This is a genomic window from Luteibacter sp. 9133 (genome assembly GCF_000800155.1).
In the GTDB taxonomy this organism is placed as follows: domain Bacteria; phylum Pseudomonadota; class Gammaproteobacteria; order Xanthomonadales; family Rhodanobacteraceae; genus Luteibacter; species Luteibacter mycovicinus.
The window spans coordinates 722,066-745,376 of the sequence record NZ_JUHO01000001.1; the positions used below are offsets into that span (position 1 = coordinate 722,066).

The 23,311-nt window shown below is 66.6% G+C and carries 22 protein-coding genes; 9 read left to right on the forward strand and 13 right to left on the reverse strand.

Translation table 11 applies throughout. The annotated features are described in order from the left end of the window. Positions 1–7: 7 nt before the first annotated feature. The 7 genes from iolB to FA87_RS02960 are packed head-to-tail and all read right to left on the reverse strand — an operon-like array spanning position 8 to position 8,636. On the reverse strand, positions 8–805 hold the full coding sequence (gene iolB / locus FA87_RS02930; protein WP_043692272.1) for a 5-deoxy-glucuronate isomerase: 798 nt from the start codon (positions 803–805) through the stop codon (positions 8–10). Next, positions 802–1,710: a myo-inosose-2 dehydratase gene (gene iolE / locus FA87_RS02935; protein WP_043692275.1), complete on the reverse strand. Its 909-nt coding sequence runs from the start codon at positions 1,708–1,710 to the stop codon at positions 802–804. Before iolE ends, iolB begins: the two co-directional genes overlap by 4 nt. Then, complete coding sequence (gene iolD / locus FA87_RS02940) at positions 1,707–3,632, reverse strand: 3D-(3,5/4)-trihydroxycyclohexane-1,2-dione acylhydrolase (decyclizing) (RefSeq protein WP_043692278.1); 1,926 nt, start codon at positions 3,630–3,632, stop codon at positions 1,707–1,709. Before iolD ends, iolE begins: the two co-directional genes overlap by 4 nt. Continuing rightward, positions 3,629–5,599, reverse strand: coding sequence for a 5-dehydro-2-deoxygluconokinase (gene iolC, locus FA87_RS02945; protein ID WP_043692280.1), 1,971 nt, complete (start codon positions 5,597–5,599; stop codon positions 3,629–3,631). The genes iolD and iolC overlap by 4 nt, the downstream gene beginning before the upstream one ends. 15 nt (positions 5,600–5,614) lie before the next feature. After that, positions 5,615–6,403, reverse strand: a complete 789-nt coding sequence (locus FA87_RS02950) for an ATP-binding cassette domain-containing protein (RefSeq protein WP_043692283.1) — start codon at positions 6,401–6,403, stop codon at positions 5,615–5,617. A gap of 11 nt (positions 6,404–6,414) precedes the next feature. Next, positions 6,415–7,575 carry an ABC transporter permease gene (locus FA87_RS02955; protein WP_043692286.1) on the reverse strand — a complete coding sequence of 387 codons (1,161 nt, stop codon included), beginning with the start codon at positions 7,573–7,575 and terminating at the stop codon, positions 6,415–6,417. A 17-nt stretch (positions 7,576–7,592) separates the two neighbouring features. After that, a complete protein-coding gene (locus FA87_RS02960) occupies positions 7,593–8,636 on the reverse strand; it encodes a sugar ABC transporter substrate-binding protein (RefSeq protein WP_052191485.1) in 1,044 nt (347 codons plus the stop codon). A gap of 202 nt (positions 8,637–8,838) precedes the next feature. Here FA87_RS02960 and FA87_RS02965 point away from each other — a divergent pair, with 202 nt between their 5' ends. The 5 genes from FA87_RS02965 (at position 8,839) to FA87_RS02985 (ending at position 13,454) form a co-directional block, all read left to right on the forward strand. Beyond that, positions 8,839–9,705: a MurR/RpiR family transcriptional regulator gene (locus tag FA87_RS02965; RefSeq protein WP_036118388.1), complete on the forward strand. Its 867-nt coding sequence runs from the start codon at positions 8,839–8,841 to the stop codon at positions 9,703–9,705. Beyond that, the gene (iolG, locus tag FA87_RS02970; RefSeq protein ID WP_036115964.1) at positions 9,698–10,690 is read left to right on the forward strand and encodes an inositol 2-dehydrogenase; all 993 of its coding nucleotides are present in this window, start codon (positions 9,698–9,700) and stop codon (positions 10,688–10,690) included. The genes FA87_RS02965 and iolG overlap by 8 nt, the downstream gene beginning before the upstream one ends. A 2-nt stretch (positions 10,691–10,692) precedes the next feature. Beyond that, positions 10,693–11,706 carry a Gfo/Idh/MocA family oxidoreductase gene (locus tag FA87_RS02975; RefSeq protein WP_043692289.1) on the forward strand — a complete coding sequence of 338 codons (1,014 nt, stop codon included), beginning with the start codon at positions 10,693–10,695 and terminating at the stop codon, positions 11,704–11,706. Positions 11,707–11,798: 92 nt separating this feature from the next. Then, positions 11,799–13,031 (forward strand): MFS transporter, encoded by a 1,233-nt coding sequence (locus FA87_RS02980; RefSeq protein WP_036115960.1) that lies wholly within the window; start codon positions 11,799–11,801, stop codon positions 13,029–13,031. A 30-nt stretch (positions 13,032–13,061) separates the two neighbouring features. Beyond that, positions 13,062–13,454, forward strand: a complete 393-nt coding sequence (locus FA87_RS02985) for a hypothetical protein (RefSeq protein WP_036115958.1) — start codon at positions 13,062–13,064, stop codon at positions 13,452–13,454. Positions 13,455–13,513: 59 nt separating this feature from the next. Here FA87_RS02985 and FA87_RS02990 read toward each other — a convergent pair whose 3' ends face one another. Together FA87_RS02990 and cls are read right to left on the reverse strand one after the other, a co-directional pair. Then, positions 13,514–14,275: a dienelactone hydrolase family protein gene (locus tag FA87_RS02990; protein ID WP_043692292.1), complete on the reverse strand. Its 762-nt coding sequence runs from the start codon at positions 14,273–14,275 to the stop codon at positions 13,514–13,516. Positions 14,276–14,427: 152 nt separating this feature from the next. Continuing rightward, entirely contained in the window at positions 14,428–15,849 is a 1,422-nt protein-coding gene (gene cls / locus FA87_RS02995; RefSeq protein WP_036115954.1) for a cardiolipin synthase, read from the reverse strand. 115 nt (positions 15,850–15,964) lie between these two features. On the opposite strand from cls, the gene FA87_RS03000 reads away from it, so the two are divergent. Both FA87_RS03000 and FA87_RS03005 read left to right on the forward strand, forming a co-directional pair. Then, positions 15,965–17,149, forward strand: a complete 1,185-nt coding sequence (locus FA87_RS03000; protein ID WP_043697259.1) for an MFS transporter — start codon at positions 15,965–15,967, stop codon at positions 17,147–17,149. Positions 17,150–17,171: 22 nt separating this feature from the next. Next, complete coding sequence (locus FA87_RS03005; protein ID WP_043692295.1) at positions 17,172–18,185, forward strand: zinc-binding alcohol dehydrogenase family protein; 1,014 nt, start codon at positions 17,172–17,174, stop codon at positions 18,183–18,185. Between the two features lie 160 nt (positions 18,186–18,345). Here FA87_RS03005 and FA87_RS03010 read toward each other — a convergent pair whose 3' ends face one another. After that, the gene (locus FA87_RS03010; protein WP_043692298.1) at positions 18,346–19,713 is read right to left on the reverse strand and encodes an FAD/NAD(P)-binding protein; all 1,368 of its coding nucleotides are present in this window, start codon (positions 19,711–19,713) and stop codon (positions 18,346–18,348) included. Positions 19,714–19,759: 46 nt separating this feature from the next. After that, positions 19,760–20,338: a cysteine dioxygenase family protein gene (locus FA87_RS03015; protein WP_043692300.1), complete on the reverse strand. Its 579-nt coding sequence runs from the start codon at positions 20,336–20,338 to the stop codon at positions 19,760–19,762. A 163-nt stretch (positions 20,339–20,501) separates the two neighbouring features. Here FA87_RS03015 and FA87_RS03020 point away from each other — a divergent pair, with 163 nt between their 5' ends. Continuing rightward, complete coding sequence (locus FA87_RS03020) at positions 20,502–20,795, forward strand: hypothetical protein (protein WP_036115944.1); 294 nt, start codon at positions 20,502–20,504, stop codon at positions 20,793–20,795. Between the two features lie 42 nt (positions 20,796–20,837). Here FA87_RS03020 and FA87_RS03025 read toward each other — a convergent pair whose 3' ends face one another. Together FA87_RS03025 and FA87_RS19680 are read right to left on the reverse strand one after the other, a co-directional pair. Further along, positions 20,838–21,506, reverse strand: coding sequence for an energy transducer TonB (locus FA87_RS03025; RefSeq protein WP_043692303.1), 669 nt, complete (start codon positions 21,504–21,506; stop codon positions 20,838–20,840). A gap of 161 nt (positions 21,507–21,667) precedes the next feature. Continuing rightward, a complete protein-coding gene (locus FA87_RS19680) occupies positions 21,668–22,495 on the reverse strand; it encodes a universal stress protein (RefSeq protein WP_052191113.1) in 828 nt (275 codons plus the stop codon). A gap of 111 nt (positions 22,496–22,606) precedes the next feature. Here FA87_RS19680 and FA87_RS03035 point away from each other — a divergent pair, with 111 nt between their 5' ends. Next, entirely contained in the window at positions 22,607–23,272 is a 666-nt protein-coding gene (locus FA87_RS03035) for a hemolysin III family protein (RefSeq protein ID WP_036115938.1), read from the forward strand. Positions 23,273–23,311 lie beyond the last annotated feature (39 nt).

Below are 23,311 nucleotides of genomic sequence, written 5' to 3' on the forward strand. Positions count from 1 at the left end.
GGCGCGGTCAGCGCGCGATCATCCATTCGTGGGCGGGATCGTTGCGGAAATGCCATTCACGGCGCGGACCGGCCATGACGTTGAGGTAGTAGCCGCGGTAACCGTGCGGCATCACCACGGGGTGGTAGCCACGCGGCACCATCACCACATCGTGGTTGCCGACGGCCATCGACTCGTCGATGTCGCGCTCGTCGGTGTAGACGCGCTGAAACGCGAAGCCTTGCGGCGGATCGACACGGTGGTAGTAGGTTTCCTCCAGCACGCTTTCTTCAGGCAGTGCGTCCGTGTCGTGCTTGTGCGGCGGGTAGCTCGACGAGTGACCGGCGGGCGTCAGCACCTCGACCACGAGCAGCGACTCGGCGTCTTCGGTTTCCGGAAGAATGTCGCAGACGTAGCGGGTGTTCGCGCCCGTACCGCGCGCCGAACGCTTCATCGACGATGGCTCGATCAGGCGCGCGGCGAACTTGCCGGTGGCCGGTGCGGAAGCGAGTGCCAGCTCGGCATCGGTCCGCGCGGTGATCGTGTACACGGATGACGGCGGTGCATATACGGCATGCGGCGAGCGATCGTCGAAGACGCTGTCGCGGCCACCGAGGTCTTCCCACGCGTGGCCGGCCACCGCGATATCGACGCGCCCGACGAGCACCACGAGACACCCCTCGCGGTCGGCGGGCAGCGCGATCTCGACGGTCGAGCCCGCTTCGATACGCCTCGCCTCGAAACCCACGTGATGCCAGCGGGCGGTTTCCGGCGTGACTTTGACGATGGCTTCGCCGGTGGGCATCGCCTTGACGAGCAGACTCATGCGACCTCCCCGACCATCTCGCGGTCGAGCAACGAGCGAAGCGTGTCGTAACCCTTCTTCGCGTAACGGTAGCTGGGCGCCACCGTCGGATCCTGCTCCGCCTCGACCACCAGCCAGCCCCGGTAACCGTGGGTTTTCAGGCGATCGATGATGGCCGCGAAGTCGATCACGCCATCGCCCGGCACGGTGAACGCGCCGTTGAGCACGGATTCCAGGAACGTCCAGTGACGATTGCGCGCCAGACGCACCACGCCGGGGCGCACGTCCTTGCAGTGAACATGGCAGATGCGGGCGATATGGCGGTCGAGCACGGCCACCGGATCGCCACCGCCGAAATACGTGTGGCCGCTGTCGAACAGCAGGCCGACTTCATCGCCGGTATGCGCCATCAGCTGGTCGACATCATCCGGGGATTCGACGTAGGCGCCCATGTGATGGTGATACGCCAGGCGAACGCCACGGGACAGCGTGAATTTCGCGAACTCGGTGATGTTCTCGCCATACCGCTTCCAGTCGTCGGCGGTGCGGAAGCGGGGCCGCTTGTAGAGCGGCACCGGCTCACCCTGGATGGCATGAGCGACTTCACCGTACACCATGACCTGGCAGCCGTTCTCGGCCAGGAGGCGCAGATGCTTCTCGACGGCGACGATTTCTTCTTTCGCGGAGCGCTCGGCGACGCGCCCGGAGTACCAGCCGGACACCACGTCGAGTCCGTAGCCGGCCATCAGGTCACGCAGCTCGACGGGATCCCTGGGAAATTTATTGCCCAGCTCGAAGCCTTCGTAACCGATCGCCTTGCCTTCGGTCAGAGCGGTCGACAAGGGGATCTCGCCGCCGAGCGAGGGAAGGTCGTCGTTGCTCCACGAAATCGGGTTGATGCCGATACGGATGGGATCGTTCTTCATACGGGCGTGTTCCTGGCCTTGCGGCCCACGATGGCGGATTCGTAGCCGCTGCGCGCCTCGCGCACGGCCTCCCGCGTGGAAACTTCGGGGATCGCCACGTCCCACCATACGCCGCCCTCGTCGGTCGTACGCGTGTGGTCGGTGTCGATGCTGATCAGGTAGGTGCGGTCGGCGGCGCGGGCTCGCTCCATGGCGGCTTCGAGGCCGGCGATATCGGCGACGTGTTCCGCGATGGCGCCCAGCGAGCGGGCGTGGGCGGCGAAATCGACCGTCGGCGCACCGTGCTTTCCCTGGACGCAGTTGTCGAACATGTTGTTGAACGGCGCGCCGCCGGTGGCCTGCTGCAGGCGGTTGATGCAGCCGTAGCCGCGATTGTCCAGCAGCACGATGATGAGCTTGGCGTCCAGCATCACCGAGGTGGCGATCTCCGAGTTCATCATCAGGTAGCTGCCGTCGCCGACCATGACGATGACTTCGCGGTCCGGCCTGGCCATCTTGACGCCAAGACCGCCGGCGATCTCGTAGCCCATGCACGAGAACCCGTATTCCATGTGGTAGCCGCCGGGCGTCTCCGTGCGCCACAGTTTCTCGAGCTCGGCGGGCAGCGTCCCGGCGGCGCAGACGACGATGTCGCTACGTGCGGAAAGCGGCGATGAACGCTGCACCGCGCCGATCACTTCGCCGTCGTAGGGCAGACGGCCTTCCGGTGGCTGGCGCGCATCGGTGATGCGGGAAACGATGTCGACCCACTCACGCGCGACGTCCCGGGCGCGCAGCGTCCACGCTTCGGGAGCGGCCCAGTCCTCCAGGCCGAAGCTCAGGTCGTCGAGCACGCGCGCCGCATCGCCGATCACCTCCAGGCCGTTGCCCTTGAGCGCGTCGAAGGTGTTGACGTTGACCGAGAGGATCGGCACATGAGCGAACAGGGCGTTGGAGCCGGTGGTGAAGTCCTGCAGTCGCGTCCCCACGGCGATGATCAGGTCCGCCTCGCGGAGCAGGGCATTCGCCGCGGTGGACCCGCAGACGCCCGCGGGGCCGAGATGCAGCGGATGATTCCAGGGCAGGGCGCCCTTGCCCGCCTGCGTTTCACAGATGGGCACACCGTGCTTGTCGGCGAAGGCAAGCAGTTCCGGTGTGGCTTTCGCGTACAACGCGCCGCCGCCGGCGACGATGACCGGGCGCTCGGCCGCCTCGATGGCATCCAGCGCGTGCATCAGCTCATCGTCGGTCGGCTGCGGGGCGCGGAACACGATCTCACGCGGTTCGAAGAAGGCGAGCGGCCAGTCGTATGCCTCGGCCTGGACGTCCTGAGGTAACGCCAGCGTCACCGGGCCGCACAGCGCGGCGTCGGTCAGCGCACGGATGGCCCGGGGCAGGGCCGTCAGCAGCTGCTCCGGACGCATGATGCGATCGAAGTAGCGGGAGACGGGACGAAAACAATCGTTGACCGACACCGTGCCGTCGGAGAAGTCCTCGAGCTGCTGAAGCACCGGATCCGGCGCACGCGACACGAAAATGTCGCCCGGCAGCAGAAGCACCGGCAGACGGTTCACATGGGCCAGCGCCGCCGCGGTCACCAGATTGGTCGCGCCCGGGCCGATCGATGTCGTCACCGCCATCATGCGTCGACGCATATGCGCTTTGGCATACGCGATCGCGGCATGCGCCATGGCCTGCTCGTTATGCGCACGGTACGTCGGCAGTTCATCGCGGATGCCATACAGCGCTTCGCCCAGTCCCGCCACGTTGCCATGCCCGAAGATGGCGAACACGCCGCCGAACAACGGCGCCGACTCATCGCTGTCCGCATCGCGCCCGTGCAACGCCGCGAGATACCGTACGAGTGCCTGCGCCGTCGTGAGGCGCACGGTCGCACCGGCGGTGGTGGGAGCCAGCCCGGTTGACGATTCCAGCCTGTTCATGCCGCCGCACCTTCAGTGACTCGCTCCTGCGGCACCCGCCGTCCCTCGCGCCACAACGCGATCATCCGTTCGAACGCCGCGCGCGCCTGGCTCACCAGCGCCTCATCGTCGATCGTCCCGGACAGCCACGCTTTGGCCGGCTCACTGAACAGCGTGCGCCCCACGGCGAAGCCGCGGCAGGTCACGCTCTCCAGCGCGTCGGCGAATCCGGCGGCCAGCTGTTCCACCGGCGCATTCAGGCCCAGCAGCAAGACGCCGCGGCAGTGCGGATCGCGTTCGGCGATCAGGGCGTCGATCGCCGCCCACGCCCCCCGCTGCGGCGGACAAAGCTTCCACCAGTCCGGACGGATGCCGAGGTTGTAGATACGCTTCATGGAGCGCAGCACCAGATCGTCACGCTGCGAAGGGTCCTTGCAGCCCGGAGGAATGATTTCCAGGAGCAACTCATGGCCACTGATCTTCGCCGCGTCGTAGAGCGAGCGGATCTGCGTTTCCTGCTCCACGCGATCCATCGGCGTGGCATCCGGATCGAAGGCGACCAGGCACTTGATGACGTGCTCCGCCGGCCACGAGATCAGCTGACTGCCGATGGACCGGCCACGCTCCAGTTCCAGGGGGTTGGACCCCGGCACTTCCACGGGGCGGCCGATCCACCAGCCACGCCCGGTCGCGGCGTTCAACGCATCCTGACCGTAGCGGTCGTCGGCGAGCAGGCCAATGTGTCCGTGCAGTTGTCCGGCGCGCTCGGTCGCCGCCACCGCCTCGACCAGCAGCTCTTTCAGCCGTGGCAGGCGTGCTTCGTCACCGCCGGCGGCACGCGTCAGCTCGAAGAAGGGCGTGCGATGGTCGAAAGCGAATACATACAGCTCGTTCCACGCCTTGCGCGGCACGGCCGTGCGATGCAGATGCGAGAGCTCGGCATCGAGGTCCGGGCGACGGATGCCACCGTCGCGCGACAGGAAGGCATCGAGTTCAGCGCGACCGGGCATCGCCGGCGCACAGGCGTGGCGGGACACCACGATGGCACCGCATGCGTTGGCGTAGGCACACGAGCGCTCGATGGATTCACCATCCAGCCACCCGGTAAGGAAGCCGGAGAGGAAGGCATCGCCGGCACCGAGCACGTTGAGTACCTCGACCCGCGAGCCCTTGTACGTCGGCGCGTCGTCGATGTCCGAAGGGATGACTCCCTCGATGACGCTGCAGCCGACGGCACCGCGCTTCACGACCAGCGTCGCGGCACTGATGCCGCGAACCGCGCGGAGTGCCGAGAGCAGGTCCTCGCTGCCACCGGCGATGTGGAACTCTTCCTCGGTGCCGACGATGAGGTCGAACCCGGGCAGGCTGGCCTGCAGATGAGCGGTGACATGCTCCGCGGCGACGAACCGGCGCTCGCCTTCGCCGCGTCCTGTCAGACCCCAGAGCACCGGCCGGTAGTCGATATCGAGCACCGTGCGTACATCGTGCTTGCGCGCCAGTTCGATCGCGCGGGTGGCGGCGGCATGCACGCCCGGTTGCGACAGGTGTGTGCCGGTGACGGCCAGCGCACGGCAGCGCGCGATGAACGACTCGTCGATATCGTCGGGCGTCAGCGCCATGTCCGCGCAGTTCTCGCGATAGAACAGCAGCGGGAACGTCTCGCGATCCTTGATGCCGAGAATCGCCAACGCGGTAAGCCGCTCGTGATCGGTCTTCACCTGGCTGATGTCGCAGCCTTCGGCTTCCAGTGTCTCGGTGAGGAAGCGCCCCATATGATCGTCGCCGACGCGGGCGAGCATCGCCGAGCGCAGGCCTAGCCGAGCCGTGCCGAAAGCGACGTTGGCCGACGACCCGCCCAGATACTTGGCGAAGCTGGTGACGTCTTCGAGGCGCGCGCCGATCTGCTGGGCGTAGAGATCCACCGCGAGCCGGCCGAGGCAGGCGACATCGATGGGGCGGGAGGGGGAGCGGGGAAGGAGACTACGCATGGGGGTTATCCGTGTTCAGGCCGCGCGGCCTTCCAGTTCGTCGACCAGGCTCTGGATCTCGGTACCGCCGGCCATCATGTCGAGCACCGCTTCCTTCGTTACGTCGGTTTTGGCGAAGGTGCCCATGGACTGGCCGCGGTTGAGCAGCGTGAAGCTGTCCGCGATGGGGTAGGCGTGGTGCACGTTATGGGTGATAAAGATCACCGAGATGCCGCGCTCGCGGGCTTTGTGGATGAGCTTGAGCACGTTGCACGACTGCTTGACGCCCAGCGCCGCCGTGGGCTCGTCGAGGATCAGAACCTTCGCACCGAAGTGGATGGCGCGGGCGATGGCGAGACACTGCCGTTCGCCGCCGGACATCGTGCCGACCGGCTGGCCGGCATCGCGCACGCGGATGCCCATCTCCGCGAGTTTGTCGCGTGCGGTTTCGTTGGCGTACTGCATGTCGATGACCGAAATCACGCCGAACATCTTCTTGCGCGGCTCACGTCCGGCGAAGAAATTGCGCGCCACGCTCATCAGCGGAACGAGGGCCAGGTCCTGGTAAACCGTGGCGATACCATCGTCGAGCGCTTCGCGCGGCGAGTTGTACCTCACCGCCTTGCCTTCGACGCGATATTCGCCGCTGCTGGGCTGGTGCACGCCGGCGAGTGTCTTGATCAGGGTGGACTTGCCGGCACCGTTATCGCCGAGCAGGCAATGCACCTCGCCGCGTTTCAGGCGAAGGGTCACGCCCTGCAGCGCGATGACGGTACCGAAGAACTTGCTGACGTCGTCGAGTTCGAGAATGTAATCGTCGGCCATGGTGGCGCTCCTCACTTCGTGCTCGCAGCGCGGCTGCGGATGTAGTGGTTGAACAGCACCGCCAGCAGCAACATGCCGCCAAGGAACACGCGGTACCAGTCCGAATCGATGTTGGTATACGAGATGCCGATCTGCACGACACCGAAGATTAGCGCGCCGAAGCAGGCGCCGATCACCGAGCCGAAGCCGCCGGTGAGCAAGGTGCCGCCGATGACGACCGCGATGATGGCTTCGAATTCTTTCTGCAGGCCGCGATCGGCCGCGGCGGAGCCCACGTCGGCCACCTGCAGCACGCCGAACAGGCAGGCGCAGAACGCGGTGAGCACGAACAGGGAGATCTTCACGCGACGCACCGGCACACCGACGTTCTTGGCGGCGTTGGAGTCGCCTCCGACGGTGTAGATCCAGTTGCCGAAGCGCGTGCGGGCCAGGACGAAACCCGCTGCGACACCCATGACGAGCCACCACACCAGCACCTTGGGAATGCCGCCGACGACCGGGTCGCCGCTGGGCAGCTTCTCGATGAGGTTCATGCCGGCCAGACCGGTGAACAACCAGTGCAGGGTGGTGCCCGAGAACAGCGCGTTGATGACCGGGTCTTCGGCGAACTTGTCGCCCACGCCGCTGACGATGGTGCTGTTGGCGAAGCCGGTCGACAGCACCAGGGTCAGGCCGCGAAGGATGAACATGAAAGCCAGGGTGACGATGAAGGACGGCAGCTTCGTGCGGACCACGAGGTAGCCGTTGAGGGCGCCGAGCGCCATGCATCCGGCGAAGGCGAACAGTACCGACGCCCACAGTGGCCAGCCCATGTACATGGGCGGAATGGCGACGAGAACGCCGGCGAAGCCGATCATCGAACCCATCGACAGATCGAATTCGCCGGCGATCATCAGCAGGCAGGCACCTACGGCGAGGATGCCGAGGTAGCCCGCCACCTGGGCCCAGTTGATCACGCCATCGAGCGCGAACATGCCCGATCCGCCGGCGAAGATGCCGAAGAAGACGAAGACGAGCACGGTACCCGCGATCGAGCCCAGTTCGGGCCGGTCGAGCAGGATGCGCCACGGCGAGATCCGCCGTACGCGTTCGTCCGTGGAGGTCGGTGCTTCCGGCGCTGTCGCGCGGTTTTCCTGGATCATGTTGGAAACGCTCTCATTGATGGCGCTCATGGTTCACTCCCCGACGGTCAGCGGTACTGGCCGGCGTACTTCTCGACGGTGGACACGTTGTCCTTCGTGACGAAGGCGGGGCCTGAACTGACGCCCGTGGCGGTGTAGACGGGCTTGAGGTCGTACTGCTTCAGGCGGGCCTGGAACTTCGGGTTGGCCTTCAGCGCCTCGATGATCTTGGCCGGGTCCTTGGTGTTCTGGTCGTGCGCGATGACCAGCGCGGCGATGCCCATATAGCCCTGCAGGTAGGGCTGCTGGTCGATCGCGTACTGGATCGTGCCGGACTTGATGCCGTTGATGATGGCGGGCGACAGGTCGAACGTGCCGAAGTCGATCTTGCCGGCCAGGTGCATGTCGTTGACCACCTTGATGGTCGGCTCCGCGGCGTTGGGGCCGAGGGCGAGGATCGCCTGCGTCTTCGGGTTGCTGCGCAGGTAGGCACTGACCTTGCTGGCGACCACGGTCGGGTCCATGCCGCTGTCGATCATCGAGGTCTTGCGCCAGTCCTTCACGCCGATGGCCTCGGCGAAGCCCTGACAACGCTGGAACGAGGCATTGTTGGTGGCGTAATGGTTGACGCAGACGAAGCTGGTGACGCCCTTGGCCTTGGCCCGCTCGCCGGCGGCTTTGCCCGCGTCGTATTCGCCCTGGCCCACGTGCATGATGGCGCCGAGCTTCTTGCTCTCGTCCGGGGTGCCCGAGTTGATCGTGACGATGGGAATGCCCTTCGCGGAGACTTTGGCCGCGGGTGCCTTCAGCACGGCGAAGCTGGCGATATCGAAGGAGACGCCCTTGTAGTTGCGGGCGGCGGCGGACTCGAGCTGGCGGGCCATTTCGGCGAGGTCGCCATTGCCCGAGCCGCGGTAGTCGACCTCGACGCCGAAATCCTCACCGGCCTGCTTGATGGAGTTCTTGATGGTGTTCCACCACGAATCCGAATCGGCGGCGTGGGTGACGAGAACGTAGCGGTCGCCGGGAGCCGCCTGGGAGGCGGGGGCGGCGAGGCCGAGACCGAGGGCAAGAGCTGCCGCCAACGAGGCGTGGAACAGTTTGGAACGCATATGGCCTCCACAGATGACCGCCGTGCGGTCGGGTGATGGATATCGAACTGCGACGACGGCCGGGCGGCCGCTGTTTTTGCCGAAAGCGGACCGAGCATGGACCTGCTTTTCCATGGTTGCAATTTGCATTGCAGCAAAAAAATAAATGGAAAATCTGTTCCATATCGTGCTTGAATGCCGCCGGTCCCCCGTGGAGCGCCTGATGGCCAAACGCAGCGAAGCCGATGCCCTCATGCAGCGCATCGCCGATGAATTCGAGGCCCTGCCGCGCCAGCTGCAGGGTGTCGCCCGTTACCTTGAGGAACATCGCAGTTCCATCATGGTCCAGCGCGTCGGTGAGATCGCCGAAGGCTGTGGCGTGCACGCCTCGGCGGTCGTCCGCTTCGCCCAGCGCTTCGGCTACTCGGGCTTCACCGAGATGCAGGCGGTGTTCCGCAACGCGTTCACCGCGCAGACGGCGCCGCAGCGCAGCTACAAGCAGCGCATCCGCAGCGTCATCAAGGGCGGCACCGGCAGCATGCCGGCGGCGGAGATCGCCTCGCGCTTCATCGACGCCAGCCGCGCCGGTCTCGACGAACTCGCCGCCGGAATCGACGAGGTGCGTTTCCAGAAAGCGGTGGACATGCTTGCCGCCGCGGAGAATATCTACGTGATCGGCGTGCGCCGCTCATTCGCGATCGCCACATACATTGCCTACGCACTTCAGCACACGCAGAAGCGCGTGCACCTGGTCAACGGGCTGGGTGGCATGTTCCGCGAGCAGTTGCGCAGCATCGGAAAGGGTGATGCACTGATCGCGATCAGCTTTCCACCGTTCGGCAAGGAAACCCTTTACGCCATGCGCGTGGCGCAACAGCACAAGGCCGGCGTGCTCGGCATCACCGAGAGCGATCTCGGTCCGCTGGCGCGTCACTCGGATGTCCTGCTCAAGGTGAAGGAGGGCAGCGCATTCGCCTTCCGCGGTCTCACCAGCACCATGTGCCTGTGCCAGGCGCTGTTCGTCGCGCTGGCCTACAAGCTCGAACTGACTGTCGAAGAAACACTTCCCCGAGGAGAATACGATGATTGAAGTTGCCGTTTTCGGTGCCGGTCGCATTGGCAAGATCCACGCGGGCAACGTTGCCCGCCATCCCGAAGCGCGCCTGCGCTATGTGATCGACGTGCACGCGCCCTCCGCTCAGGAACTCGCCGACAAACACGGTGCGAAGGTCGCCAGCGTCGATGAAGCGCTGAACGATCCGGCGGTCGGTGCCGTGGTCATCGGCTCCAGCACGGACACGCACTCGGACCTGATTCATCGCGCGGCCGCCGCGGGCAAGGCGATCTTCTGCGAGAAGCCGGTGGACCTCGACGTGGAGCGTGCGCGTTCGTGCCAGGCCGCCGTCGAGAAAGCGGGCGTCACCTGCATGATCGCGTTCCAGCGCCGCTTCGATCCCACGTTTGCGTCACTGAAGAAGCGCCTCGATGCCGGTGAAGTGGGTACGCCGGAACTGCTGATCGTCACCAGCCGCGATCCGGGCGCGCCCCCGGTCAGCTACATCAAGAGCTCCGGTGGCATCTTCAAGGACATGCTGATCCACGATTTCGACATCTTCCGCTGGATCCTGGCCGACGAGGCCGTGAGCGTGCACGCGATGGGCAGCTGTCTGACCGACCCGGCGATCGAGGAAGCCGGCGATATCGACACCACCGCCGTCACCATCCGGACGAAGAGCGGCAAGCTCTGCCAGATCAACACGTCGCGGCGCGCCGCGTACGGCTACGATCAGCGTTTCGAAGTGCTCGGCAGCAAAGGCATGTTGCAGGCGGGCAATGTCGCGCCGACCCAGGTCGTCTCGCACACGTCGACCAGCATCGCGCATGACCTGCCGGAGCACTTCTTCCTCGAGCGCTATCGCGAAGCCTACGCGGCCGAGATTGCGCACTTCTTCGACGCGCTGGCCGCGGGCACGCCCGTTCGTACCACCATTGCCGATGGCATCAAGTCGCTGGAACTGGCGGAAGCCGCCGCGCGCTCATGGCGCGAAGGCAAGGTCGTCGAGGTGAGCATCTGACGATGGCCAACCTCCGTATCGGTCTGGCCGGCCTCGGTCGCCTGGGTCAGCGCTATGCAGAAAACCTCGCGCGCGCCGTGCCTCGCGCCGAGCTCGCGGCGGTGTGCAGCCCGGTCGAGGCGGAGCGCGCGTGGGCGCGTGACACGCTGGGCGTCGAGACCATCCACACCTCGTATGAGGAGATGCTGGCCGACCCTTCGCTGGACGCCGTGTTCCTCGTCACGCCCACCTCGCTGCACGCAACGCAGATCGAGCAGGCGCTGGACGCCGGCAAGCACGTGTTCTGCGAGAAGCCGCTGTCCCTGGAACTGGAAGACTGCCGCCGGGCTGCCGCCCACGCGGCGAAGGCCGGCAAGCGGGCGATGGTCGGCTTCGTCCGCCGCTTCGACGAAAGCTACCGCCATGCCTTCATGCACATCGAAGGCGGCGGCATCGGTCGTCCGTTTCTGGTGTACTCGCAGACGACGGATCTCGCCGATCCGAGCGGCGCCTTCCTGAAGTTCGCCCCGACCAGCGGCGGCATCTTCCTCGATTGCAGTGTGCACGATGTCGATCTGGCTCGCTGGCTGCTGGGCCGGCCGAAGGCGACCAAGGTCTATTCGACCGGTACGGTGGCGATGTATCCGCCGCTGGAGGACATCGGCGACGTGGACAACGGCATCGCCATCGTCGAGTTCGAAGGCGGCCGGATGGCCATGTTCTATGCGTCGCGTACGCAGGCCCACGGGCATGACACGCACACCGACGTGACCGGGACGGCCGGACGGGTCAGCGTCGGGCGTAACCCGCGGGCGGACCGGGTGGAGATTGCGGATGCCAATGGCGTGCGCAATACCGTGGTCCCGTCGTTCTATGAGCGTTTCGCGCCGGCGTTCGTGACTCAGGCGAAGCACTTCGTCGATGCGGTGCTCGACGACACCCCGTTCGACCTGACGATGGACGATGCGGTGGAGGCAACGCGGATCGCTGTGGCGTTGCGCGAGTCGCTGCAAAGCGGGCAGCCGGTCCTCCTGTGACCGGCGACCATCGACCGCCGGCGTGACCATGAAAAACGCTTCACCCGGCGCCGTGCCGCAGTGCAGCATCGAGGCGCTATAATCGGCCCATCATGTCTCTCCCATCCCTGGTTCCCCAACGCGGGCGGCGTTTCGCCGTGACGGCGCGGATTCTTTCCGCCGTCGTCTTCACCTTCATCTGCTACCTCTGCATCGGCATTCCGCTGGCCGTGCTGCCGGGTTTCGCACACCTGACGCTGGGGTACTCCACGGTTCTCGCCGGTCTGGCGGTCAGCGCGCAGTACCTTGCGACGCTGCTGAGCCGGCCGCATGCGGGACGGATGGCGGATGCGATGGGGCCGAAGCGCACGGTGCTTGCCGGTCTGGTGGTGCTTGCCCTTGCGGGCCTGTTCCTCGCTCTGGCCGCGCTGGTGCCGAAGATTCCCGCGTTGTCGCTGGTGCTGATCCTGCTCAGTCGTCTGGGCCTGGGGTTCGCCGAGAGCTGGGTCGGCACGGGCTCCATCACCTGGGGTATCGGCGGCATCGGCGGCGAGCACACTGCGCGCGTGATCTCGTGGAACGGCATCGCTACCTACGGCGGGATCGCCCTGGGCGCGCCGCTTGGCGTGATCCTGGCCCGTGACTACGGCTTCATCGCGCTGGGCGTCATCTCCTTCGCGCTCGGTCTGGTGGCTCTCCCCATCGCCCTGGCCAAGGCGGCGGTGGCACCCAGCCACGGCGAGCGCCTGCCTTTCCGGAGCGTGCTCTCGCGGGTCATGCCTTATGGCGCCGGCCTGGCGCTGGGGTCGATCGGCTTCGGCTCGCTGTCGACCTTCGTGGCGCTTTACTACGCCAGCCGGGGCTGGGAGGGCGCCGCGGTGTCGCTGTCGGTCTTCGGCAGCTGCTTCATCGGCGTGCGCCTGGTGTTCGGCAATGCGGTGGATCGCTTCGGCGGCTACCGCGTTGCGATGGTCTCGCTGGCGGTGGAGGCGCTGGGCCTGATGGTGCTGTGGCTGGGCGTGACCCCGCACGCGGCCATGATCGGTGCGGCATTGACCGGCTCGGGCTTCGCCCTGCTGTTCCCGGCGCTGGGTGTGGAGGCGGTCAGCCGCGTCAGCACGCACAACCGGGGCGCGGCGCTCGGTGCGTATTCCGTCTTCCTCGACGTTGCCCTGGGCCTGACCGGTCCGGTCGGTGGATGGGTCGCAGGCATCTACGATTACCCGGCGATCTTCCTGCTGGCGGGTTTTGCCTCGATCGCGGCGGTGATCCTCTCGGCCTCGCTTTATCTGCGTTTTGGCCGCGATGGGAACGCACGCGGGAAACCGGCCGACGCAAGGGCATAATGAGGTCCTGACCCCTCACGAGTTCCCTCCATGCCCTACGATCGCAGCTGGACCGGCTTCGGCATCATCGGTGCCCTCGAAACCGGCGGTATCGCGCTGCTGGTCGGCTTCATCCTCTATGCGCTGGTCCGGGCGTTCGGCAAGAGCAACGGCTGGAGCCATGGCAAGGACCTCAGCGTCGCGTTCGCCCTGTCGGTATTGCTCGCCGCCGGGCAGGACCTGTGGGACCTGTTCTACTTCAACTTCGTCCCCATCCAGTCGCCGACCCTGATCCGCCTGAAGCTGGCCGCGGTGCACGACCCCGACAGCATCGGCCTGCGCGTGTCGTTCGAACTGATGGGGGCGCTGATCGGCGTCTGCCTCGGCTGGGCGATCTTCTCCGGCGGCTTCAAACAGCTGATGCACGGCATGCGCAACAGCTGACCGTCAATGTAGGGGCGCGCCCCGCGCGCGATTCAATCCGGCGACACGCGTGAATGCCGTCAGCGCGCATGCCCAAACATCCAGCTCCACAGCTCCGGCGTCGCATACGCCTTTTCCCACGAGCCATGATTCACCCCCGGGAACTCGCTGTACTTCACCTCGGCCTTCCGCGCGAGCAGCGCCGCATTCATCTTGCGCGACTGCTCGGTCGGCACGACGTTGTCGTCGCCACCGTGGAAAATCCACACCGGCAGCTTGCCGATCTTCTGTGCGACCCACGCCGACGGATCGGTGCCCGCCGGTACGCCGTGCACGTAAAGGCGCTGGCCTTCGCCTTCCAGCGGCGTGACGCCGCCACAGATGATCGCCGCCGCGGCAAACGTCCCGGGATGATCCACCGCCAGCTGCCATGAGCCGAAGCCGCCCATCGAAAGGCCGGTCAGGTAGAGGTGCTTACGGTCGCCATGGAACTCGCTGATGCTCTTTTCCAGCGCCGCCATCGCCATGTCGGCATCGGCCTTGTCGGTCCAGGCGGTATCGTCCGGGGCCTGGGGCATCACGACCACCGCCGGAAAATCCATGTGCTGCTTCAGCCACGGCGGCAGGCCTTGCGACATCTGCTTCTGGTTGTCGCTGCCGCGCTCGCCGCTGCCATGCAGGAACAAAACGACGGCCGGGTGGGGCTTGATGTCGGCGGGGACGAAGACCTGATAACGGTAGGTCTTGCCGGCGACGTCGACGCTGCGCTCGACGAACTGCGCGGGCGCGGCGGAGGCGCCGACGGCGGTCATGGCGGTGAGGAAGGCGAGGGTGCGGAGCATGGACTGAATCCCGTCGGGTACCAATGTAGGAGCGCGCCCTGTGCGCGACATGGTCTTGCGTTGTCTCTCAAGGCTCTCGCGAAAAGGTGTCGCGCGCAAGGCGCGCTCCTACAGGCGAAGGGACACAAGGCGGTCGGTGGCATGCGTGCCCGTCAAAGCACCGGATCGAACAACCGGGCGACATGCAAGGCCACCCGCCGCAGGTACGACAGCCGCCGGTAGTCATTGGCGTTGACCTCGTCGGACTTCGCGAAATCCGCTTCCAGCATGGCTTCGACTTCGCCCGCGAACGCCTCATCGACATTCAGCGCCGCAATCTCGAAGTTCAGCCGGAAACTTCGGTTATCCAGGTTCATGCTGCCCACCACCGCCGTGTCCTCGTCGATCAGCATCACCTTCTGATGGACGAAGCCGGGCTGGTAACGAAACATGCGAATACCGGCGACGATCGCCTCGTGCGCATACAGCGTGCTCGCCATGAACACCGTGCGGTGGTCCGGCCGGCTGGGAATCAGGATGCGCACGTCCACCCCGCGGAACACGGCAAGCCGTAACGCGGCGAATACGGACGGGTCCGGCACGAAGTAAGGCGTGGTGATCCATACGCGCCGCCGCGCCGCATGAATGACCTGGGTGAAGAACAGCGAGCAGCTCTCCTGCCGGTCCGCGGGCCCGGTCGCCACGATCATCGTCGACGCACGGCCGCACCGCTCCGGCGGCGGCAGCGAGGGAGGGCGTTCCCCGGTGACCCAGTACCAGTCTTCGGCGAACACGCGCTGCAGATCGGCCACGGCGGGCCCCTCGATCTGCATATGCGTGTCGCGCCAGGGTGATAGCGGCGGGTTCGCGCCAAGGTACTCGTCACCCGCGTTGAGCCCGCCGACGAAACCACGCTCGCCATCGACCACGAGCACCTTGCGGTGATTGCGGAAGTTGAGCTGGAAGCGGTTGCGCCAGCGTCGCGTGGCGAAGCGACGGACCTCGACACCGCCCGAGCGCAGCGATTCCACATAGCGGTCGGGCAGGGCATGGCTGCCGATGCCGTCATAAAGCAGGCAGACCTGCACGCCCGCCGCGGCGCGCTCGAGCAACGCATCGCGCAGGCGACGGCCCAGAACGTCGTCGTGAATGATGAAGAACTGCACCAGCACGTAGCGCTCGGCCCGGGCGATGGCAGCGAACATGGCGGTGAAGGCGGCTTCCCCGTCGATATGCAGGGCCAGGGCGTGCCCCCCGTGCATCGCGCTGTTGATCATCCGCCCGATCGCGTCGTAGCGGTCGTCGTGTACCGGGACCGACGGCGCGAGCAGGCCGGTGTGGCCCGGATGCGCGGCTTCTTCGTGCAGCATGAAGAAGCGCGCCTGACGCTGGCGATGCAGGTCGACGTAGCCGCCGAAGTGGCTGGCGCCGAGAAACAGATAAGGCACCAGCGTGACGTAGGGAACGAGGACCAGCCCGAGCACCCACGCGAAGGCGCCCTGCGCCGTGCGGGCGTTCATGACCGCGTGCATGGCGGCGAGCACGCCCGCGGCATGCAGGCATAGCGCGGCGATGGCGATGAGCGTGGCGATCATGCGCCGGGGTCTCCACTTTCCAGTTTGCGACAACAGTGTTTGTCGCGGTTGAGTGTTTTTACACGAATGGCTCGCGAGGACAATGGACGTCATCGCTTTCCATCGAGCCCGTCCCATGCATGCCTCTTCGTCCCGCCTGCCTTTGCTGGCACTTGCGGTGGCCGCGTTCGCCATCGGTACCACCGAGTTCGTGATCATGGGCCTGCTGCCCGAAGTCGCCGCCGACCTGAAGGTAGGCATCCCGGCCGCGGGCATGCTGGTCTCCGGGTACGCCCTCGGCGTGGCGGTCGGCGCCCCCCTGCTGGCCGCGCTGACGGCGAAGCTGGAACGCAAACGCGCTTTGCTGCTGTTGATGGGCCTGTTCATCCTCGGCAACCTGCTCTGCGCCATCGCTCCGAATTACGAGGTGCTGATGGGCGCCCGCGTGGTCGCCGCGTTCTGCCACGGCTCGTTCTTCGGTATCGGCGCCATCGTGGCCGCCCACCTCGTGCCGGCCAACCAGCGGTCGCGAGCCATCGCCTTGATGTTCGCCGGCCTGACCCTGGCGAACGTGCTCGGCGTGCCCTTCGGTACGTTTCTGGGCCAGTGGGCGGGCTGGCGCTCGACCTTCTGGGCGGTAACGGTGCTGGGCGTGATCGCGACGATCGCGGTGGCCCGGCTGGTCCCGGCGCTGCCCCACCTCAAGGCCCCGCACATGGCGCGCGAGCTTCGCGTACTGCGCGAACCGCAGGTACTGATCGCCCTGGCGATGACCGTGCTCGGTTTCGGCGGCGTCTTCACCGTGTTCACCTATATCGCGCCGATCCTGCAACAGGAATCGCACGTGAGCCCGCACTGGACGGGAGCGGTGCTGGTGCTGTTCGGTCTGGGCACGACGATCGGCAACATGCTCGGCGGGCGTCTGGCGGACTGGAAACTGATGCCGTCGCTGATCGGCATCCTCGTGGTGTTGTCGCTGCTGCTGGCCGTGTTCGCCTGGACGATGCATTCGACCGTGGGCGCCATCGTCACCGTATTCGTCTGGGGGATCGCCGCGTTCGCCACCGTGGCGCCGCTGCAATCCCGCGTGGTGCATGTGGCGGGCGATGCGCCCAACCTCGCCTCGACGCTCAATATCGCCGCGTTCAACCTCGGTAACGCCGGCGGCGCATGGCTTGGCGGCGCGGTGCTGGCCGCCGGGTTCCCGATGCCGACGGTAAGTCTGGCCGGCGCTGCGGTTACCGTCACGGGGCTGCTTGCTACGATGGTCAGTGTCGCCCTGGAGCGCCGCGCCTCACCGGCGGTGCCCGCAGGCACCTGATACCCGTTCCCAGGAGTAACGCATGAAAGCCGTCGTCTACCGCAAGTCGCTGCCCATCGCCGATACGCAGAGCCTGCTCGATGTGGAACTGCCGGACCCCTCGCCCGGCGCCCGCGACCTGCTGGTCAGGGTCGAGGCCGTCTCGGTCAATCCGGTGGATACCAAGATCCGCCGCAACGTCGACCCCGCCGGTGCCGACAAGGTCCTTGGCTGGGATGTCGCCGGTACGGTGGTGGCGGTCGGCGACGAGGTCACTCGGTTCAAGGTGGGCGACAGCGTCTGGTACGCGGGCGAGCTGGAGCGTTCCGGTGGCAACAGCGCGCTGCACGTGGTCGACGAACGCATCGTTGGCCGCAAGCCGTCGACGTTTTCCATGGCCGAGGCGGCGGCACTTCCGCTCACGGCACTGACCGCGTGGGAGCTGATGTTCGATCACATGGGCATCCCGCACGGCACGACGGGCCGCCCCGCGACCCTGCTGGTCGTCGGCGCCGCCGGCGGTGTGGGCTCCATCGCGGTGCAGCTGGCCCGCCGGCTCACCGGCCTGACGGTGATCGGTACCGCATCGCGCCCCGAGACGCGTGCGTGGGTCGAGTCGATGGGTGCGCATCACGTGGTGGACCACTCGAAGCCGCTGGCCGACGAAGTGCGCGCGGTCGCTCCGGAGGGCGTCGACTACGTGCTCAGCCTGACCGCCACCGAGAAGCACTATGCCGCGCTGGTCGACGTGCTCAAGCCGCAGGGCAAACTCGGCCTGATCGACGACCCGGCCGAGGCGATCGACGTACGCCTGATGAAGCGCAAGAGTCTCTCGTTGTACTGGGAGTTCATGTACGCGCGGTCGATGTATCGCACCGACGACATGGCCGAGCAGGGTCGCATCCTCGACGAGGTGGCCAATCTGGTCGACGCGGGCGTCATCCGCACCACCGTGCGAGAGAACCTGGGCACGGTGAATGCGGACAACCTGCGTCGCGCGCACGCTTTGCTCGAGAGCGGCAAGGCGATCGGAAAAATTGTCCTGGAAGGATTCTGACAACCGGCAGGAGCGCGCCCCCTCGAGCGCGCATGAGCGTGCCCCGCGCGCGCGTAGGAGCGCGCCCTGCGCGCGAAAAGCCAACAAGGCGGCGACGCAGAACACCCCCTGTTGCGCGCAGGGCACCCCCCCCTGTCGCGCGCAAGGCGCGCTCCTACATTTAGTCGATCAGCATGGTGGCGACGTTCTGCGCCTGCTTGCGGATTTCCGGGATGGCGGTGGACTCCCACAGCGTCCCGCGCAGCATGCTCCCGATGGCGAACAGGTTGGCGCGCGCCTTGCCGTTGCCATCGAGCAGGTGGCCGTCAGGTACGGCGCGGAGGCCCATGCCCAGCGGATCGGGCTGGACGAGCCCGTCGACCACCAGCTGGCGCACGAGACGATGCTCCGTGCGCTGGGTGTCGGTATTCAGGCCGACGGTCTGGATGACCAGATCGTAGGACTCCGTGGATTCGCCACCACCTGGCAGGGCGCGCACGACATCCAGGCTGCCTTCCTGCGACAACCTCACCGCGCGCATGCGCCCGCGACCGCGTTCGAAACGGCCCTCGGCTTCGAGTTTTGCCACCGACGCGGCCACCTGCGGCGGCATGCGATGGCGTGCACGTTCCCACGCCCAGCGCGCATGACGCAGGAAGCGGGCACGCTCGGCGGCGGGTAGCTCGCGCCACAAACCCTGGGTATGCGGACGCATGCCGTCGACGACCGTGCGCCAGTCTTCCGCGCCGGCCGTGGCTTCGCGCAGGCGGCGCAGCCAGGCACGGACGTTGGGATCGTCCCGCATGGCTTCGATGAGTTCGGTGCCGTCATCCGCGGGCGCCGACGCGGCAGCCAGGTGCGGCTCGGGCAGCTTGCCGTGGCGCGACAGGGCGGTGAAGTGCGCCTTCGGCCAATGCGCCGACAGCTCCAGCAGGACGTCCACCGCGGTCAGGCCGAGGCCGATCACCAGCACGCGCAACGGACGGTCGTCGTCCTGCGCCGCGGCCATGAACGGCCAGGGATCCGTCACGTAACGACCGCTGGCGATCGCGGCGTCTTCCACGCCCGCGAGGGGGCGCGGGGGCAGTGAGCCGATCGCCAGCACCGCCGCGTCCGCGCGCGACGTTTCATCGCCGAAGCCGATGGTGACGCCTTCGGACGTGGGCACCAGTGAGTCGGCTTCGAACGGATGCACGTTGATATCGTGCCCGAACGAACGGGCATTCATGACCGCCTGCTCGACGCGCGAGCGCAGGAAATCGCCGTACAGCCTGCGCGGCAGGAAGTCGGAGCCTTTCACCTTCGGGTCGAGACCCTGGGCGTACTCGAGAAAACCGCCGGGTTTGCTGACGAACATGCCCATGGACGCCGCGCGGACGTTGAGCAGATGACGCCCGGAGGGCGTGCCGTAGGCGACACCGCGCCCGGCATCCGGCGCGCCGGCATACCAGTCCAGATGCAAGGGCTGGGGCGTACGCCGCTCCAGCAACTCACTTACCAGCGTCGCCGCTGCAGCGCCACCGCCGATGATGGCGACTTTATGAAACATGCTTTTGGTCCTTCGCCCGATGGCTGGGGTGGAGGGCCGTAGACCGTCAGGCCGTCAGGCGTCCCGCGATGATCGATTGCCTCGGTCGTGCGATCCAGTGTCCCGAAGGACCGGGCTGCTCATACGCGAGGTACTGTGCCAGATCGCCACCGTACACGTGAAGCGTGAGGGCCGTGTCATGCCGCGACAAATTGCGGCAGCGATGGGCATGGGTGTCCGTCGAGTCGAACCAGGTCGCGTCGCCCGGGCCCAGCCAGGTGCGGCCGATACTGCGAAGCGAATGCCGGTCCTCGCCCTTTTCAAACGATTCGACCTCGAGTGCGCCCGAGATGGTGGCCTCGAGGCCCCACAGCCTGCCGTGATCGTGCACGGGCGTGGCGTAGCCGGGCGGCCAGACCATGATCATCACGCTGACCGCCGGCTTCGACCGCTCGGCCAGGATCCACCGCTCGAAGCCCTTCCGGCGTTCGCGCAGCGGGCCGAGCAGATCGGTCAGCGCATTACTGTGTGCGTGGAGCGCACGACCGACCTCCCGCCCCATGGAGGCGAGATCCGGGTGCCCCACATCCGACAGGTCGAACGCGATGTCGCGCAAGGCCCTGACGATGGAAAAACGCTTACCCATGTGCTGGGCCGTCCCAAGAATCGACTGGCGGGAAGTGGAGCATGGCGTCCGTTAAACCCTCGTAACCCCGCGCTTTCGACTGACGCTTTAAACCTTCGATTCCGTACGTGCATCCAAGGCCATGAACCCGCCCACCGGGCGGCCTTCCACGGAGTGCAACGCCATGATCGTCCTGACCTCGCTTGTCGTAATGGCCGCCGGCTTCTGGCTGGTATTCGCCCTCATCGGCGCGGTGCTGAAGCTGGTCTTCGGCATCATCGGCGGCGTTTTCAGCGTGTTCGCCAGTCTGATCGGTGCCGCCATCGGTGGGCTGGCGTTGCTCCTTGTCGCTCCGATGGTCGCCCTGGCCCTGATCCCGGTGCTGTTGCCGGTCGCCGCGCTGGCGCTGATCGTCTGGGCCGTCGCACGCGCCACCCGCCGTCGCCCGGACGTGGTGGTGATGCCCGCCTCGCGTTGAGCATGAAGGGGAGCGACGGGCGTCGCTCCCCTCGCCTTGACCTCAGAGATTCCTGAGGTCGAAGCTGATCGGGATGCGCGCCCAGGCCTGAACCTTCTGGCCGTTCCGCTGAGCCGGCTGGAAGCGCCACTTCGCCAGCACCTGATCGCGTGCCGCCTTGTCGAGCACGGGATGGCCGCTGCTGCTCTCGATCACCACGTCCAGCGGCTTACCGCTTTCGTCCACCAGTACGCGCAGGGTCACCGTGCCGTGCATGCGGCCTTGAATAGCGGCGCGCGGGTAGGTCGGCGCGGGCGCCGAGACATAAGCCAGCGTGGCCTCGACGGGCGCCGGCTGGACAGCGGGTGGTGAGACGGGAGCGACCTGAACGGGCGCCGGAGGCACCATGGGCGCCGTTCCCTCATCCGTCGGCACCGCCGTCTGCACGGGCGGGCTTTCGACATGCCGGGTCACGGTCGTCACCGGATGGGGCGGTCTGACCGGCAACGGCTTGAGATCGATCGGTGGCGGCGGAACCGGCGTCGGCTCCGTCAGGTGCTCGATGAGACGTATGGGTTCCTGGACGAGGGGCGCCGTGGCGATATCCGCCACCATCGGCCGCATGACGGCGATGAGCGCGGCGGCGTTGAGGGCGATCGCCGCGCTCATCGCGACGATGCGGACGGTATCCGGATGCACTCCGGCAAGGACGTGCGGACGAGCGAACGACATGAGCCACCTCCTGCGATGGGGGGAAGGAGCAGCGCGGTCGGGAACACGGCCAGCGGGGACTGGCGGGGATCGTGTTCAGGTCCGATGGCAGATTAGGCAGGCTTCGCGGGAAGTTGCAATAGCGGACGTCTGGATGGCTATACCGGTTAGCGGTGACGCAATCAGTGCGCTACCAGCATGGGCACATCCGACTGCATGAACAGATACCGGGTCGTCCCTCCCAGGACCATCTCCGACAGCCGCGACCGTCCCCAGGCCCCCATCACGATCAAATCGGCCTTTTCCGCATGCGCGGTTTCGAGCAGTGCGGGACCCGGCGATGGACGTGCACCTTCATCGAGACGCCGCACCTCGGCCTTCACCCCGTGCGTGTCGAGCCAGCCACAGATGTCGGTGTCGGGCAACGCGCAGGTCCCGAGGTCTTCATCGCGGCTGCCGTCGATGACGGTTACGCGTGCGGCCTTGCGCAGCAGGGGCAACGACGATCGCACCGCCAGTGCCGATTCGCGACTGCCGCTCCAGGCGATCAGCACGTGCTCCCCCAGCGTTTCCACCGGCGCCGCCTCGGGGACCACCAGCACGCCACGACTGGAACCGAACACCGTGCGCGAGACGACACCGAAACCCACCGGCGCATCGCCGCGCATCGTCGAAGAACGCTCCATCACCAGCAGGTCGTAACCCGCCGCCGCGTGCGTAAGCAGGGTGACCGTGTCGCCGTTGCCGACGCGCCAGTTTCCCTTCAGGCCGCGGGCTGCCATGAGCGTCGCCCAGTCGCCCGACACCGCTTTTGCATCGGTGGCGCGCTGGCGCACCGCGTCCAGCTGCATCGGTACGGCTTCCGGCACCGTGAAGGCGGCGGCGGGAAGGTCGACCACGTGCAGCGCGTCGAGCCGTGAACCGAGTCGTGCCGCCAGACTGAGGGCCGCACGCAGGCCGGCGCCTTGCGGCGGAAGTCGGGTGATATGCACGAGCAGTTCGAGGGTCATGGCCCATGGAACAACGACGGGGGCGGTGCGGTCAATGTCCCAGTTGCGACCTTTTCTCAATAACGCCCCGGATCGGTTACCCTCGGGGTTCGACGTATTCCGGAAAAGCCCATGTCCTTCGACAGCGCAGAGCCGCGCTATCCCCTCGGTGAAGAAGTCGCCAGCAGCGTGATCCACGCGATCGGGCTCGTGCTCAGCATCGCGGGGCTTGCCGTGCTCGTGGCGTTCTCGGCCATGTACGGCGGCACGCGGGCCGTGGTGGCCAGCTCGGTATTCGGTGGCTCCCTGATCCTGCTTTACGCGGCGTCCACGCTGTATCACGCGATCCCAGGTTCGATGGCGAAGCGCGTCCTGCGCACCTGCGACCACATCGCGATTTTCCTGCTGATCGCCGGCACGTACACCCCGTTTACGTTATTGGCGCTCCCGGGTGCCTGGGGTTGGGGGCTGTTGGTGACGATCTGGAGCGTCGCGATCATCGGCAGTCTCGCCGAGCTCGGTCTGCTGAAACGCTATCGGAAGGCGGCCGTCGCGATGTACGTGGCGATGGGCTGGGTGGCCGTGGTGGCGATCGAACCGCTGCGTGCCAATGTGCCGACAGGCGGCCTTCTGCTGCTTCTGGCCGGCGGCCTCTGCTACACCGGCGGCGTGCCGTTCTACATGGCGCGGAAGATGCCGTACCACCATGCGATCTGGCATGTGTTCGTGCTCGCTGGCAGCGTGCTGCACTACCTGGCGATCCTGCTTTATGTGATTCCGGACGCCCCGGGGCATTGAACGGTCCCGGCCGCCGATCTGTAGGAGCGCGCCTCGCGC